Raw genomic sequence first — 14,715 nt, 5'->3', positions numbered from 1 at the left:
AAAGCTCTCCTATTTCTACATATGGAGAGCTTTTATCTTGATTAAGAAAAGAACGAGAAAACAGGTGATAAACAAATGAAAACCTATACACTCATCGCAACAGCGCCAATGGGAATTGAAGCGATTGTTGCAAAAGAAGTAAGAGACCTCGGGTATGAGTGCACCGTAGATAACGGAAAAGTTATTTTTCAAGGGGATGCGCTTGCCATCTGCCGTGCGAATCTATGGCTGCGTACAGCAGACCGGATCAAGGTCCAAGTTGCTGAATTTTCGGCTAGAACATTTGATGAGCTTTTTGAACAGACTAAAGCCATTGACTGGGCCGCATTTTTACCGAAAAATAGCACATTTCCCGTCATTGGTAAATCTGTTAAATCTCAGCTTGCCAGTGTGCCGGATTGTCAGCGCATCGTCAAAAAGGCTATCGCGCAAAAACTTAGATCGTCTTACAACATACAGTCTGAATGGCTAGAAGAGACAGGCCCTGAATACAAAATCGAGGTAGCGCTTTTAAAAGATAAAGTATTGCTGACGCTTGATACGTCTGGTGTGGGTCTTCATAAACGTGGATACCGTGCAAATCAAGGAGGCGCGCCGATTAAAGAAACCCTTGCAGCGGCGCTTGTCTTATTAACGAACTGGACACCTGACCGTCCGTTTGTCGATCCTTTTTGCGGATCAGGAACAATTGCTATTGAAGCAGCGATGATTGGACAAAACATTGCTCCTGGATTTAACCGTGAGTTCGCATCTGAATCATGGGAATGGATCGGTGAGGACGTTTGGAACAAAGCACGCCATGAAGTAGAAGAAAAGGCGAACTATGATCAGCCGCTTCACATTATCGCGAGCGATATTGATCATCGTATGGTAGAGATTGCGAAACTGAACGCAGAAGAAGCTGGACTTAGTGAACTGATTCAATTTAAGCAAATGCAAGTGAAAGACTTTCAAACAAAAGATGAGTATGGTGTGATTGTCGGAAATCCGCCTTACGGTGAACGTCTCAGCGATAAGCCAGCTGTGGAAAAAATGTATCAAGGCATGGGCGAAGCATTGAAAAATCTAGATACGTGGTCCATTTACATTTTAACGTCACATGAAAAATTCGAAGAGTGTTTCGGAAGAAAAGCGACGAAAAAGAGAAAACTGTTTAATGGATTTATTAAAACAGACTATTATCAATACTGGGGAAAACGCCGGCCTAGAAAGCAAACAACTGAATCGTAACAAATGTCCACACCACGAGAAGGTGTGGATTTTTTTATGCTAAAAAGGTATAAGTCTTCACGGGGCGGAATAAACTGAACTTGATTTTAAAAAAAGAGGTGTCTTCATGATTCATTATGATCAATTTCAGTTAATTCAAAAAGCACTCGCTTCGACGGCCCGAGAAATAGAGGGGATTGAAACGGGACAATCTGCTAAACTTACGGCAGCCATCGAGAACTTAGCAATGGCTCAAAACTACATAGACCATTCAGAGCACGCATTTTTAATGAAGGAAAGCTACCAGCATCGCCTGCGCTCTTAAAAAAAGATTGTCATACCCCAGCATAAATGTTACTATTGAATGTCTGAATGATTCAAAAGTTGGGGGTTGAAGCAGGTGACAGCATCTCGTTTGCCTTTTTCATTAACAAAAGAACATAATTTTTACGAAGAACTGGGCAACTGGATTGGTGATGTGTTTTATGACATTTTGCCAGAAAAGGGCTTTGATCTTCGAGATGAACAAATATTTATGGCTTTTCAGTTAGAAAGGGCCTTTAAAGAAAAAAGTGTGATGTTTGCCGAAGCTGGGGTAGGCACAGGCAAAACAATCGTTTATCTTTTATTTGCGGTCACATATGCAAGATATACAGGGAAACCTGCGATCATTGCATGTGCAGACGAAACGTTAATTGAACAGCTGGTCAAACAAGAAGGTGATATCTATAAAATTGCCAATCACCTTGATATTCAAATAGATGCGAGATTAAGTAAATCGCATGATCAATATTTATGCTTAAAGAAACTAGAGAAAACGATGCAACGTGAAGATGATGAGAAGTGGCTCGACATTTATGAATCGCTTCCTTCATTTGTTCATGAATCTCATGGGATGCAGACATTTTATCCGTATGGTGATCGAAAAGAGTATCCAGAATTAACAAATGATGAGTGGTCAAGAATTGGTTATGACTCTTTTCAGGACTGCTTAACGTGCGACATGCGGCACCGCTGTGGCTTGAATTTATCAAGAGACCATTACCGAAAAGCAACAGACCTCATCATTTGTTCTCATGACTTTTACATGGAACATGTATGGACAAAGGAGTCACGTAAACGTGAAGGACAGCTGCCGCTCCTTCCTGAGCATAGCTCTGTTGTATTTGATGAAGGACATCTTCTTGAGTTTGCAGCACAAAAAGCGCTAACATACCGAGTGAAACAATCAACACTTGAGACGTTTTTGGAGCGTCTTTTGCAAAATGATATTCGTGAAGAGTTTGCAGAGCTTGTTGAAGATGCACTTGCAACAAACGATCAGTTCTTTTATCTCTTAAAAACGAATGCCAAAGAAATCAAAGGATCACACCGTCTTGAAATTGGTCGTGTAGATGAGGTAAAGCGTTCAGCAAGTGAATTATGTGATTTGCTTGAGAAGATTGGAGAAGCGCTCGTATTTGAATCAGAGATGTACACAATTGATCAATATGAATTGTCTGTTGTAGAAGAGTACATTGAACAGATGGCGTATTCTCTGTCACTTTATCAGAAAAATGCCATTAGCTGGCTGGAGAAACAGGAATTAGATACAACCTTTGTCGTCATGCCAAAAACGGTAGCAGAAGTGCTTGGTGAAAAGGTATTTTCGCAAAAAATCCCTTATATTTTCTCATCTGCTACGTTGTCTGAAAATCAATCATTTGATTATTTAGCTGAAAGCCTTGGGATCAAAGATTATTTATCCATGAGTGTGGCTTCGCCGTATGATTATGAGGAGCAAATGCAAATGTATCTCCACGGAATTCAGCAGCCAATGACAGAGTCAGCTGTAAAAGGTCAGCACGTGCTATCTCAGGTAAAAGAAAATGGCGGTCGATCTCTTATTTTATTCCCTTCATTTGATGAACTGCATGTATTTAGAAAGCAGCTCGATGCATCAAATGAATCACTGCCTTTCCATGTGTATTTTGAAGGAGACGAGGAGATCAGTACCATTGTTCAAAAGTTCCAAGCGGATGAAACATCTGTGTTATGTTCCGTTCACTTGTGGGAAGGGCTGGATATTCCAGGACAGTCTCTAACAAATGTGGTCATTTGGGGACTTCCATATCCACCGCATGACCCAGTATTTGAAGCAAAACGGAATGAAGCGAAAGATGCATTTACTGAAGTGGATCTTCCGTACATGTTGCTTCGTCTAAGGCAGGGCATTGGGAGACTGATTCGGACAAGCCAAGATGCTGGCAGCATTCATATTTACTTTGGCAGTCAGAAAGATATTGAGCTGCAAAGTAAAATTGAATCCGTTCTTCCAGTAAGGCCAGTGATCTCTTAATGATAGAAAACCATTCAATAAGAGGAGGATACGATCAGCGTATCCTCCTTTTTCATTGACAAAAGAACATTTATTGAAGTAGCCTTGAAACGTACATACATATTTTATTGATTGGGGGAACGAACGCATGAGTCTTGAATCAAAAGAGAAAGCGTTTTATCAATTACTAGGAAAAATCGCCCATTATACAGAGGCGCTTCATTTACTTTATTGGGACTCTCGAACACAAGCGCCTAAAAAAAGCGCTGATTTCAGAGCAGAAACCATCGGTCAATTATCCAGCGATATCTTTAATATGAAGACTTCTGATGAAATGAGAGATCTTCTTGAAGCATTAAATAAAGAGAAAGAAAAGCTGTCAAAAGACACGCAGAAGGCACTCGAATTATCGCAAAAAGAATATGATGAAAACAGCAAAATTCCAAAAGAAGAATTTAAAGAATACTCCATTCTACAATCAAAAGCAGAGCATGTTTGGGTAGAAGCAAGGGAGAAATCAGATTTTTCACTCTTTGCACCCTATTTAAAACAGCTGATTGATTTTAACAAGCGTTTCATCCAGTACTGGGGCGTGAAAAAAACACCATATGATGTGCTGCTCAATAATTATGAGCCGGATATGACGGTTGAACAACTCGATCAAAAATTCGGTGCACTTCGAGACGCCATCGTTCCTCTCGTGAAAAAAATTGAAGCTTCGCCAAATAAACCAGATACTTCGTTTTTATCGAAAAGCTTCCCGATCGACAAACAAAAAGAGCTGAGTCTCTTTTTCTTAAAAGAGTTAGGGTATGACTTTGACGCAGGACGACTTGATACAACGGTTCATCCATTTGCTGTGACATTAAGCAGAGGGGATGTACGTGTGACGACGCGTTATGATGAGCACGATTTTCGAATGGCGATCTTTGGCACCATTCACGAATGCGGCCACGCCATTTATGAACAAAATATTGATGAGGCACTGAGCGGAACGCTCTTATGTGACGGCACATCAATGGGTATTCATGAATCACAGTCTCTTTTCTTTGAGAATTTTATCGGCAGACATGAAGATTTCTGGAAAACGTATTATCAAAAGCTGCAAGAGGCATCTCCTGAACAATTTAAAGATGTCACTTTAGAAGAATTTGTGCATGCGGTGAATGAATCGAAGCCGACTTACATTCGAATTGAAGCAGATGAACTCACGTATCCGCTTCACATTATTATTCGCTATGAAATTGAAAAAGCCATTTTCAATGAAGAAGTAGCCGTTGAAGACTTGCCAGCGTTATGGAATGAAAAATATAAAGCATATCTTGGCATTACGCCGCCTAACGATGCGCTTGGTATTTTGCAGGATGTTCACTGGTCAGATGGTAGTTTTGGTTATTTCCCTTCATATGCACTTGGTTATATGTATGCGGCGCAATTAAAGCAGCAAATGATCAAAGATTTACCGAATTTTGATGAACTGATTCAAAATGGGTCTTTTGCACCGATAAAAGAATGGCTAACGGAACATGTCCACAAGCATGGAAAACGGAAAAAGCCATCTGAGATCATTCAAGACGCAACTGGTGAAGAATTAAATGTTCAATACTTAATTGATTATTTAACAGATAAGTACACGAAACTGTATTTATCATAAATGAAAGGCACCCTTTGATCAGAAGGGTGCTTTTTTGCTGGTTGAATATTCTAAAAACGAACGTTTAAAGCTTAATGATTATTTAAGTTCGGTATTTTTCTAGAAAAGTGCTTTCCAAGCGTCTGAAATCTTGTTATAATTTGAACACTATGAAACACTCATATAATCGCGTGATGAAGGCACGCAAGTTTCTACCGGACACCGATACCGTCCGACTATGAGTGAGCAAAATGAAACAGCTTTTGTATGAGCTGAAGATCCCGTGGATCGTTTTCGCATTGCTTGCTCCTTAATGGACAGCAATGCTTTTTTTATGCAAAAAAATGAAAGTTGCTAATATGCTGGGAGGAAGAATGATGGAATTGTTACGTCAAAAGATCGAGAACGAAGGAATCGTTCTGTCAAATCAAGTGCTAAAGGTAGATGCTTTTTTAAATCATCAAATTGATCCTGTGTTAATGCATGAGATCGGTCAAGAGTTTGCTAGATTATTTAAGCATGATGGAATTACTAAAATTATCACAATCGAATCTTCTGGTATTGCACCTGCTGTCATGGCTGGACTTGCCCTTCATGTGCCAGTTGTTTTTGCCCGAAAGCGGCAATCACTGACTTTAACGGATAACCTTTTGACAGCAAGTGTGTATTCTTTTACCAAAAAAGTAGAAAGTACGATCGCTGTCTCTAACACGCACCTTAGTGAGGATGATTGTGTGTTAATCATCGACGACTTTTTAGCAAATGGAGAAGCCGCTAAGGGACTAGCTGCAATCGCAAAGCAAGCGAAAGCAAAAGTAGCTGGTTTTGGAATTGTTATCGAGAAATCATTCCAGCCTGGAAGAAAAGAGCTTGTGCAAATGGGCTATAGAGTCGAGTCACTCGCACGTATCGAATCGCTTGAGGAAGGAAAAGTCACGTTTGTACGCGAGGTACAATCATGAGTGCCACTAAAAAAGCCAAAACCCTTTCGCTAGGGATACAGCATGTACTGGCGATGTATGCAGGTGCGGTTCTTGTCCCGCTCATTGTTGGAGATGCGCTTGGGCTCACGCCAGCCCAGCTGACGTACTTAATTTCGGCAGATATTTTCATGTGCGGTGCCGCCACACTGCTTCAAGTATGGAAAAACCGCTTTTTTGGCATCGGTTTGCCTGTTGTACTAGGCTGTACATTTACTGCGGTCTCTCCTATGATTGCGATTGGCTCTAAATATGGAATTTCATCTATATATGGAAGTATTATCGCCGCAGGGTGTATTGTCATTGCTCTTTCATTTTTCTTTGGGAAGCTTGTGAAATTCTTCCCGCCCGTTGTCACAGGTTCCGTCGTCACGATCATTGGAATTACCTTAATTCCGGTAGCCATGAACAATATGGCAGGTGGTGAAGGAAGTGCAGACTATGGTTCTTTTGAGAATCTTGGACTTGCTTTTCTAGTGTTGTTTATTATTGTCCTTCTCTATCGATTTACAAAGGGATTCATGAAAGCCATTGCCATCTTAATCGGCATTCTACTTGGGACAGCAGTTGCTGCTTTCTTAGGGAAGGTGGAGACGGCAGAAGTGGCGAATGCACAAGTTTTCCGCATCATTGAGCCTTTTTACTTTGGGTTGCCTACTTTTGAATTTGCACCAATCATGACAATGACATTAGTTGCCATTGTGTCATTAGTCGAATCAACGGGTGTATACTTTGCGCTCGGAGATTTAACGAATCGTTCATTAAAAGAGAAGGATTTAGCAAAAGGATATCGTGCAGAGGGAATTGCCGTCTTATTAGGCGGTATCTTCAACGCTTTTCCATACACAGCCTACTCCCAAAACGTTGGATTGATCCAATTAACAGGTGTGAAGAAAAATCAGGTCATTGTGGTGACAGGTGTATTATTAATGGTATTTGGCCTTTTTCCTAAAATCGCGGCATTTACAACGATTATTCCTAAATCCGTTCTAGGCGGTGCAATGGTCGCCATGTTTGGCATGGTCATTGCGTACGGGATTAAAATGCTCTCACGCGTCGATTTTGCAAAACAGGAAAACTTACTCATTGTCGCATGCTCAGTTGGCATCGGGCTCGGAGTAACGGTGGTACCGCAAATGTTTGATCATTTGCCAGAATCGATTAAATTGTTAACAAGTAACGGAATTGTCGCCGGAAGCTTTACCGCTATCTTGCTTCATATTATTTATCACATGATTCCTTTTAAAAAAGAAACAGAGCAGGAGCTAATGGAAGAACCTAAGCAATCTGTTATGTAAACACTTCTCTTGGAGAGGTGAAAGCCCGCATCCTTTGGATACGGGCTTGTTGTGATTAGCGCTATTAATGTTGTACCGGCGGCATTGTTTCGTTAATGACTGCAAAAGTATAGCCCCTTGCTTTTAGTTGTGTAATAAGGCTATCTAAATAGTTCGTGGTAGAGGGTTGATCATGCATTAAAATAACTTTTGGTTCCCATGGTTTATTTTTCTCAAACATTTGCAGTTGATTCAATACCTCTTGAACATATTGTGAGTTTTTATATCTCCAGTCAAGGCTATCAATCGTCCAATCCCAGTAAATAAAGCCATTTTGGTTTAAACGTACTTTTTGATCATATGTTAAATTTGGAACACTGCCATAAGGTGTTCTCACAAGACGGGTGTAAACGCCTGTAACAGAAGCAAGAATGAGCTGAGCTTCTCTCATTTCATTTGCGGGAGACTCACTGTTCTGATAAAAGCGGTTTATATCATGCGTCATGCCATGAAGCCCTAATTGATGTCCTTCTTGATAAAGTCTTTTCACCGCTGCTTGGTGAGCTTGGATTTGTGGTCCAAGCATGAAGAATGTCGCCTTCACTTGATGTGCTTTTAAGACATTTAACAGCTGATTTGATGTAGCAGAAGGGCCATCATCAAATGTTAAAAAGACCGTTTTATTCGTTGCCTGTTGGTTTGGATTGGTCTTAAATTGTTGATCCAATGTTCTTGTAGAATGATCTTTTGCTTTCAGACTGATACTTGTGTCTCGGAAGTCACTGCTAGTAACAATTTTTGCTTGCCCATTTGTCGCCTGCAAATGGGGTTTAGACATATCCCAGATAAAAACGAGAAACAGTGTAAGAAGCACTAAACCAATTATCTTCGAGAGAAATATCGTGTTGTAGGGTGTCTGTTTTTTGGACACCTTTTTCATGACAATCACTCCAGTCAATTAAATTTTGTGCCGACATGTAGTAGATTCTGTCTTTATTCACTATTTTTCATGGTGTTCATATTGATTAAGTATACAGGAAAAAAACACCTTTTTATATATAGTTATCAAATAAATTAGCATTTTATGGTTATTTATTTGTGTTGATCAGAAAAAAAGGTGATCCATTCATGTTTAAATGAAATAATTCTGAATAGTGATCGAAAAGTTGGTATTTATACGCTAAGATAGCAACAGATTTAACCATTAATGCGAAGTGAAAGGAGATTCCGTATGAAAGTGTTGTAAAATGACGATTTCAGTGAAAAAAGGATGCTCATGTGGATATTGGAGATAGAGGCTATCAAACGCGAAATACATAGAGAAAAGTCCTCCCCTACAAAATAAAGAAGAAACAAAAAAAGCAAAGTCAGTACAACTGAATCAGAGATTGGCTACTATGTAAAAGGTGTACGTGAAAAGTCATTTGCTTATTCCTTTCATACAGCACTTTTACTTGAAGTAAAGGTGGGGTTTGTCTACGGTCTGCACTTCTCATTTGAGAGGTGTTTTTTTGCATAAAGCTATGTTAACTAATTCTATTAAAATTGCATAAAAAAAGCAGGTTCGCTTGGCTTGGAACGAACCTGTGAAGGAGGAAAACTACATCATGTTTTCACCTATATTATCCAATATTTATCAATTGTCGTCAAGACAAAAAGTTAGACGGAGGAAAATATTTTGACTGAATTGTGTCGTTTTGGCATGTATATCCTTTTTTTGATTGGGGATATTAACCGAAAAAAGAGGTGAAGCCGATGGCATACATTCTTTCAGTTGGAACAAGTCTGCCAAAACATCATGTGGATCAGCAAGCAGCTGCTCAATTTGCAAGGTCTCAATTTAAACGATCGTTTAAAGATATTGATCGGCTATTAAAAGCTTTTAATAATGGCGAAATAGAGAGCAGGCAGTTTGTACAGCCTATTGATTGGTATCAAGAACATCACTCTTTTGAAGAGAAAAATAATCTCTATATCGAAAAAGCATTGGCTCATGCGAAAGAAGCCGTTTTTCACTGTCTGCATGAAACAGCGTTTCTTACAAAGCCAGTTCCTTTTGATGAGATTGATGCTTTGTTTTTCATCTCTAGTACAGGGTTATCAACACCAAGTCTTGATGCAAAGCTGATGAATGTTCTTCCATTTTCTCCTTATACGAAACGAGTGCCAATTTGGGGGTTAGGATGCGGGGGCGGGGCGGCAGGCTTATCTCGAGCTTATGAATACATCAGGGCGTATCCAGAAGCGAAAGTGCTCGTTGTTGCCTGCGAGCTTTGCAGCCTCACTTTTCAGCCGCAAGATCAATCAAAAAGCAATTTAATTGGAACCTCGCTGTTCGGTGATGGGACTGCGGCCGTTCTTCTAACTGGAGAAAAGGCTGCCTCTAAGTATACGCGGTTAAAAACAGTACCTAAAGTGCTTGGCACGCAGTCAGTGACCATGAAAGATTCTGAGGATGTGATGGGATGGGATTTTACCGCCGACGGATTTCGGGTCATCTTCTCACGTGACATTCCATCCATCATTTCTGGGTGGTTAAAAGAGCAAGTGGATCAATTTTTACATCAGCTAGGGTTTTCAACAGAGGATGTATCCGTATTTCTTGCTCACCCTGGAGGAAAAAAAGTGATTGATGCCTATCTTGAAAGCCTATCTTTACAAGAGCATCAGCTATTTTCTTCAAAAGAGGTTCTGAAACAGCATGGAAACATGTCTTCTGCCACCGTTTTATATGTCATGAAGCATTTTCTTGAACATCAGTCACTAGATGCAGGACAGGTGGGGCTTTGCGGAGCACTTGGTCCAGGCTTTTCGTCAGAATTATTGCTCATGAAATGGGAGGGGCTCTCGTGATGATTTTCTGGATAGTGATTGGCATTTTCATTTGTCAGCGTCTCATTGAAATGCTTGTGGCGAAAAGAAATGAAAAGAAGGTGAAGGCGATTGGAGCAATTGAATTTGGTGCAAGCCATTATCCTTATATGGTCGCTATGCATGCAGCTTTTTTCCTCTCGCTTATTGGAGAGACATGGCTGCTGCATCGTCAACCGTCTCGTTTTTTTCTATTGCTGCTTGTGTTTCTGCTTGCGACCCAGGTGATTCGGTACTGGGCACTATGTTCACTTGGGACGTATTGGAATACAAAAATCTTAGTCGTTCCAAATGCGATGATTGTGAAAAAGGGGCCGTATCGCTGGTTAAAGCATCCTAACTATGTGGTGGTGGCGATTGAACTGATGTTCATTCCGCTGCTATTTAACGCATTTATTACTGCCATTTTGTTTACGTGTTTAAATGGATGGATGATGATGGTCAGAATACAAACAGAGGAAAAAGCACTGAATCAGTATTTATTAAATTAATATTGAAAATCATTATCAATTGTGCTACACTTTCATTAATGATAAACATTCTCAATCATGAAGGATGGACGGTGATCACATGACAATGATTTTCTTACTCGGTACGGTCTGTGTATATAGCTTATTGATTGGCTTCGTATTAAAAGGTGTTTCAAAAAAATCTGCTTCCTGATTGCAGTCCATTGTGACTGATCGGGTAGCAGATTTTTTTATTTCCTCAGATGAGAAGAAAAATCTCTTTATTTTGTGTAAAATGGTACACATACATAACTGACTTTTCTAAAAACAAAGGGGTTTATCGTCATGAAAGACTTGTCTATTCGAGATTCGCTCGTTCAAACTACAGGTGCTTTGTATCAAAGCCTTCTGAAAAGGGATGATCACGAGCGCGCAGCCAAACTTGCATCTATTATGAAAAAGGAAGCTGAAGAAGAAGTATATATCGCATTTACCGGCCACTATTCTGCTGGTAAGTCATCACTAGTGAATCATCTTCTTCATGATCACATCCTGCCCACAAGCCCAATTCCAACGAGTGCAAACTTGGTTGTTGTCAGGAAAGGGGTCAGTGAAGTTCAGCTCCATACGTCTGATGGACGTTTTGCAAAAATGAGCGGTTCTTATGATAAAGAAGCGGTGCAGCGTTTTTGTAAAGATGGGGAACAAATTGAGATGGTGGAAATTAGCGGTGATTATAGTGGACTTGAAGAAAAAGTGGCACTCATTGATACACCGGGAATTGATTCAACGGATCATGCGCACTTTTTATCCGCTGCTTCTATTCTTCATCAAGCGGATGCTCTTTTTTATGTCGTTCATTATAACCATGTCCATTCTGAAGAAAACATTCGCTTCATTCGCTCGATTAAAGAGAAAGTGCCCAATCTTTATTTCATCGTCAATCAAGTGGATCGGCATGATGAACAAGAGACAACTTTTGAAAACTACAAAAAACAAGTCGTTGAGATGCTTTTAAAAGAAGGCATTGAAGAAGAACATCTATATTTTACTTCCGTGACGGATGAGGCACACCCAAAAAACGAAATGATCCGTTTAGTGAAGAAACTACAAGAATTACAAACCATGCCTAAAGCATCACTTCGAGCCTATACAGAGCAGAAAATCGAACATGTTTTAAAAGAACATATAGACTCGTTAAAAGAAGAACTGCATGAAGAGGACCTTGATAAGCAGCTTCAAGAAAAAAGGAATGAAGTGCAAGAACTAGAAGAGAAACGCCGATTTATTGAAAATGGTGCAAAGCAGGTAGAAGATGAAGTGTCTTCTGAAGTAGAGAACATCTTAAAAAATGCAAACCTCACGCCATTTAAGATGCGAGAGCTTGCAAGTGACTATATCGAATCGAAAGCACCTGGCTTTAAAGTGGGTTTACTTTTTGCCAAAAATAAAACCGAGCAGGAAAAGGAAAAGCGGGCAAATGATTTCTTAGCAGATGTAAAAAAGAGAATGAAAGCGGAAGTTGACTGGCACATTGCCGAGCTCCTCAAAAAAGAAATAAAACAGCATCAGCTTGGGGAAGCGTTATTAGACAAAGCCATGGCATTTGAGACACCTATTGAAGAATCCTTGCTTGAAAAGGTCATTCACCAAGGGGCAACTTTTTCTAACGAATATGTTCTTCAATATGCGAAAGATGCTGGTGAAGCATTGAAAAGACAGGCGAAACAGCAAGCGCTTCAATTGATTGAACAGATGATTGAAACCTTGAAAGACCAGCTCAAGAATGAACAGGAGAAGCAAGAGGAAAAATGGGAGCAAGCGAAACAAGAGCTTCAGAGCCTTGAGGGGTATAACGAAAAAAATGAACAAATAAGACAGGATATTCAGCATTTATGGGATATTTGGCAAAACGGAACGGATGAGCATATCCCAGGCGACTGGTTTTCTGCGAAAAAGCAATGGATGCAGCACGACCAGCTGGAGAAGAATCGCGCATCAATTCATGTTGAAGAGAGCGATCAAGCTGCTGAACGGACAGAGCGCAATCAATACCGCCAATCGCAGCATTTAACAACAGCACAATCAATTGCACAATTTAAAGAGCTTTCCCGCATTTTATCGCCTTTAGATATTCTAAAGTCTCAAAGAGATTCCTTTGAAAAACGAACAGAACGGCTGCAGGCAAAAGAATTTACACTCGCATTATTTGGCGCTTTTAGTTCTGGAAAATCTTCTTTTGCCAATGCGCTTGTTGGACGGAAGGTGTTACCATCATCTCCTACGCCAACAACTGCGACAATTAACAAACTGACACGACCTACGGAAGATCATCCTCATGAAAGTGTTAAAGTGGTGTTTAAAACGAAGCAGGACATTCTAGAGGAACTCGATCAGATTCTTGGATTTTCGATCACAACAGAAAAAGGAGATTCGTTTAAGGCAAAGCTGGAAAGAGTGCTGAAAAAACGGCAGCTCGAACAGGATCACCGAATCATTGTAGAACATTTTCTACAAGCCTATGCCAAGTTTCATGATGACATTGACAACCAAACCAATTTACATGTCACACTTCAAGAATTAAAGCCTTATGTAGCGGAAGAATCTGTTTCTTGTGTGGTGAAGGAAGTGACGGTGTATTTAAGTACACCTCTGACAGATAAAGGGCTGACGATTGTCGATACACCAGGTGCTAGCAGTATGAATAAGCGTCATACAGAAATCGCCTTCCAGTATATGAAGGATGCAGACGCCCTTCTTTATTTAACGTATTATCAGCATTCTTTCTCAAAAGCTGATCGCTCATTTTTACGGAAGCTTGGACTCGTAAAAGATTCCTTTAGCATGGATAAAATGTTCTTTATCATCAATGCAGCTGATTTGGCTAAGGATCAAGCAGAGCTTGAAACCGTATTTGACTATGTACGAAGCGAGCTCACAAAAGAAGGTATCCGCAATCCAAACCTGCATCATGTGTCTAGTAAGGAAGAGATCGAAGGGAAAGAGCCGACATCTTATAATCAATATGCAACACTGAGAAAACAGCTCGACTATTTTATTGAGGAAGAATTAACGAAAGATGCCATTGAACTTTTGCATTTTGAAGCTAATACATTATGTACAACGGTCGATAGACTACGTGCGACCTTGCATCAATCAGAAGATGAGAAAGAAGCTGAAAAGAAAAACATCAAGACATCCTATGAAGCCATTCTCGAAAAAATGCAAGATGTGAAACGGTCTAAACTTGTGACTGAAAGCGTAAAAAAAGACGTGCATGAACAGCTCTATCATATTGTACAGCGGCTTTCATTATTTGCGAATGATCTATTAAAGTCGGCTTTTTATCCTGGCATATCTCAAGGGAATTTTGGTCAGCAGTTAAAAATGGCACTTGAGAAAGCGTTAAAGGAGTATGAATTTGAATTTGTGCAGGAGCTCAAGGCACTTGATATCCGAATGGAATCGTTTATCCACCATTATTTCCAGGAGGAGTGGGAAAAAGGGATGCAGGCTGCATGTGCGGAAGATCCTTACTTTTCTCTTAGCCTGTCAGCCCCTGAGGAGAAAAATGCTGAGCTAAAACAAATTGAAGTTGAAGCAGAGATTACACCATTTGAGCCGCTTTTAAAGAAACAAAAATCAGCGAAAGCCTTCTTTGAACAAAATGAAAAGGCTACGTTTATTGAAGCCATTCGAGATGTTCTACATCAAATGACAACACGTTGGGCAGATAACGAAAAAGAAGAGTTGCTGAGCAGATATGAAAAGCTAGTGAAGACCTATACGGAAAGGTACGAACAAGATGCTCTCCAACAGCTCAATGAGCAAAAACAGACATTTATGACGAGCCTTACAACAGATGCTGAAAAACAGGCGATCATTGAACAAGTTTATGAACAAACAAATGAATGGAAGAACCAGTTGAAAACGATATGATTCATGATAGACTATATAAAAAAGAAAGCAGTTGATAGAC

11 protein-coding genes and 1 riboswitch are annotated in these 14,715 nt (G+C 40.1%); of the genes, 10 read left to right on the top strand and 1 reads right to left on the bottom strand.

Going from position 1 to position 14,715, the window contains the following annotated elements; translation table 11 throughout:
* The first annotated feature begins 75 nt into the window (after positions 1–75).
* The 6 genes from AC0VYC_RS10105 to pbuX all read left to right on the top strand — a co-directional run bounded on the left by AC0VYC_RS10105 (position 76) and on the right by pbuX (position 7,437).
* Complete coding sequence (locus AC0VYC_RS10105) at positions 76–1,230, top strand: THUMP domain-containing class I SAM-dependent RNA methyltransferase (RefSeq protein ID WP_475388386.1); 1,155 nt, start codon at positions 76–78, stop codon at positions 1,228–1,230.
* A gap of 106 nt (positions 1,231–1,336) precedes the next feature.
* Positions 1,337–1,534, top strand: coding sequence for a hypothetical protein (locus AC0VYC_RS10100; protein ID WP_017359721.1), 198 nt, complete (start codon positions 1,337–1,339; stop codon positions 1,532–1,534).
* 75 nt (positions 1,535–1,609) lie between these two features.
* Positions 1,610–3,547, top strand: coding sequence for an ATP-dependent DNA helicase (locus AC0VYC_RS10095; RefSeq protein ID WP_041507044.1), 1,938 nt, complete (start codon positions 1,610–1,612; stop codon positions 3,545–3,547).
* Between the two features lie 127 nt (positions 3,548–3,674).
* Entirely contained in the window at positions 3,675–5,180 is a 1,506-nt protein-coding gene (locus AC0VYC_RS10090) for a carboxypeptidase M32 (protein WP_160757571.1), read from the top strand.
* A gap of 138 nt (positions 5,181–5,318) precedes the next feature.
* Positions 5,319–5,418: riboswitch (purine riboswitch) on the top strand.
* A 118-nt stretch (positions 5,419–5,536) separates the two neighbouring features.
* A complete protein-coding gene (gene xpt / locus AC0VYC_RS10085) occupies positions 5,537–6,121 on the top strand; it encodes a xanthine phosphoribosyltransferase (RefSeq protein WP_008346333.1) in 585 nt (194 codons plus the stop codon).
* Complete coding sequence (pbuX, locus tag AC0VYC_RS10080) at positions 6,118–7,437, top strand: xanthine permease PbuX (RefSeq protein ID WP_073414661.1); 1,320 nt, start codon at positions 6,118–6,120, stop codon at positions 7,435–7,437. Before xpt ends, pbuX begins: the two co-directional genes overlap by 4 nt.
* Before the next feature lie 64 nt (positions 7,438–7,501).
* Here pbuX and AC0VYC_RS10075 read toward each other — a convergent pair whose 3' ends face one another.
* Positions 7,502–8,356 (bottom strand): polysaccharide deacetylase family protein, encoded by an 855-nt coding sequence (locus AC0VYC_RS10075; RefSeq protein ID WP_138278662.1) that lies wholly within the window; start codon positions 8,354–8,356, stop codon positions 7,502–7,504.
* 815 nt (positions 8,357–9,171) lie between these two features.
* Here AC0VYC_RS10075 and AC0VYC_RS10070 point away from each other — a divergent pair.
* From AC0VYC_RS10070 to dynA, 4 genes are all read left to right on the top strand, one after another.
* Positions 9,172–10,269, top strand: coding sequence for a type III polyketide synthase (locus AC0VYC_RS10070; protein ID WP_135009185.1), 1,098 nt, complete (start codon positions 9,172–9,174; stop codon positions 10,267–10,269).
* Complete coding sequence (locus AC0VYC_RS10065; RefSeq protein WP_017367476.1) at positions 10,269–10,778, top strand: isoprenylcysteine carboxyl methyltransferase family protein; 510 nt, start codon at positions 10,269–10,271, stop codon at positions 10,776–10,778. The genes AC0VYC_RS10070 and AC0VYC_RS10065 overlap by 1 nt, the downstream gene beginning before the upstream one ends.
* Positions 10,779–10,842: 64 nt before the next feature.
* On the top strand, positions 10,843–10,950 hold the full coding sequence (fbpC, locus tag AC0VYC_RS10060; RefSeq protein WP_306172627.1) for a Fur-regulated basic protein FbpC: 108 nt from the start codon (positions 10,843–10,845) through the stop codon (positions 10,948–10,950).
* Positions 10,951–11,081: 131 nt separating this feature from the next.
* Entirely contained in the window at positions 11,082–14,675 is a 3,594-nt protein-coding gene (gene dynA, locus AC0VYC_RS10055; RefSeq protein ID WP_475388382.1) for a dynamin GTPase, read from the top strand.
* Positions 14,676–14,715: the final 40 nt, after the last annotated feature.

Source organism: Bacillus sp. iso_77 (assembly GCF_056173625.1).
This window is presented reverse-complemented; position numbering and strand designations above follow the sequence as displayed.

Bases quoted from the DNA above. Each gene is read 5' to 3' on its own strand.
- AC0VYC_RS10065 (WP_017367476.1), top strand. From the start codon at position 10,269: ATGATTTTCTGGATAGTGATTGGCATTTTCATTTGTCAGCGTCTCATT.
- dynA (WP_475388382.1), top strand. From the start codon at position 11,082: ATGAAAGACTTGTCTATTCGAGATTCGCTCGTTCAAACTACAGGTGCT.
- xpt (WP_008346333.1), top strand. From the start codon at position 5,537: ATGGAATTGTTACGTCAAAAGATCGAGAACGAAGGAATCGTTCTGTCA.
- AC0VYC_RS10100 (WP_017359721.1), top strand. From the start codon at position 1,337: ATGATTCATTATGATCAATTTCAGTTAATTCAAAAAGCACTCGCTTCG.
- AC0VYC_RS10105 (WP_475388386.1), top strand. From the start codon at position 76: ATGAAAACCTATACACTCATCGCAACAGCGCCAATGGGAATTGAAGCG.
- fbpC (WP_306172627.1), top strand. From the start codon at position 10,843: ATGGACGGTGATCACATGACAATGATTTTCTTACTCGGTACGGTCTGT.
- AC0VYC_RS10075 (WP_138278662.1), bottom strand. From the start codon at position 8,356: ATGAAAAAGGTGTCCAAAAAACAGACACCCTACAACACGATATTTCTC.
- pbuX (WP_073414661.1), top strand. From the start codon at position 6,118: ATGAGTGCCACTAAAAAAGCCAAAACCCTTTCGCTAGGGATACAGCAT.
- AC0VYC_RS10090 (WP_160757571.1), top strand. From the start codon at position 3,675: ATGAGTCTTGAATCAAAAGAGAAAGCGTTTTATCAATTACTAGGAAAA.
- AC0VYC_RS10070 (WP_135009185.1), top strand. From the start codon at position 9,172: ATGGCATACATTCTTTCAGTTGGAACAAGTCTGCCAAAACATCATGTG.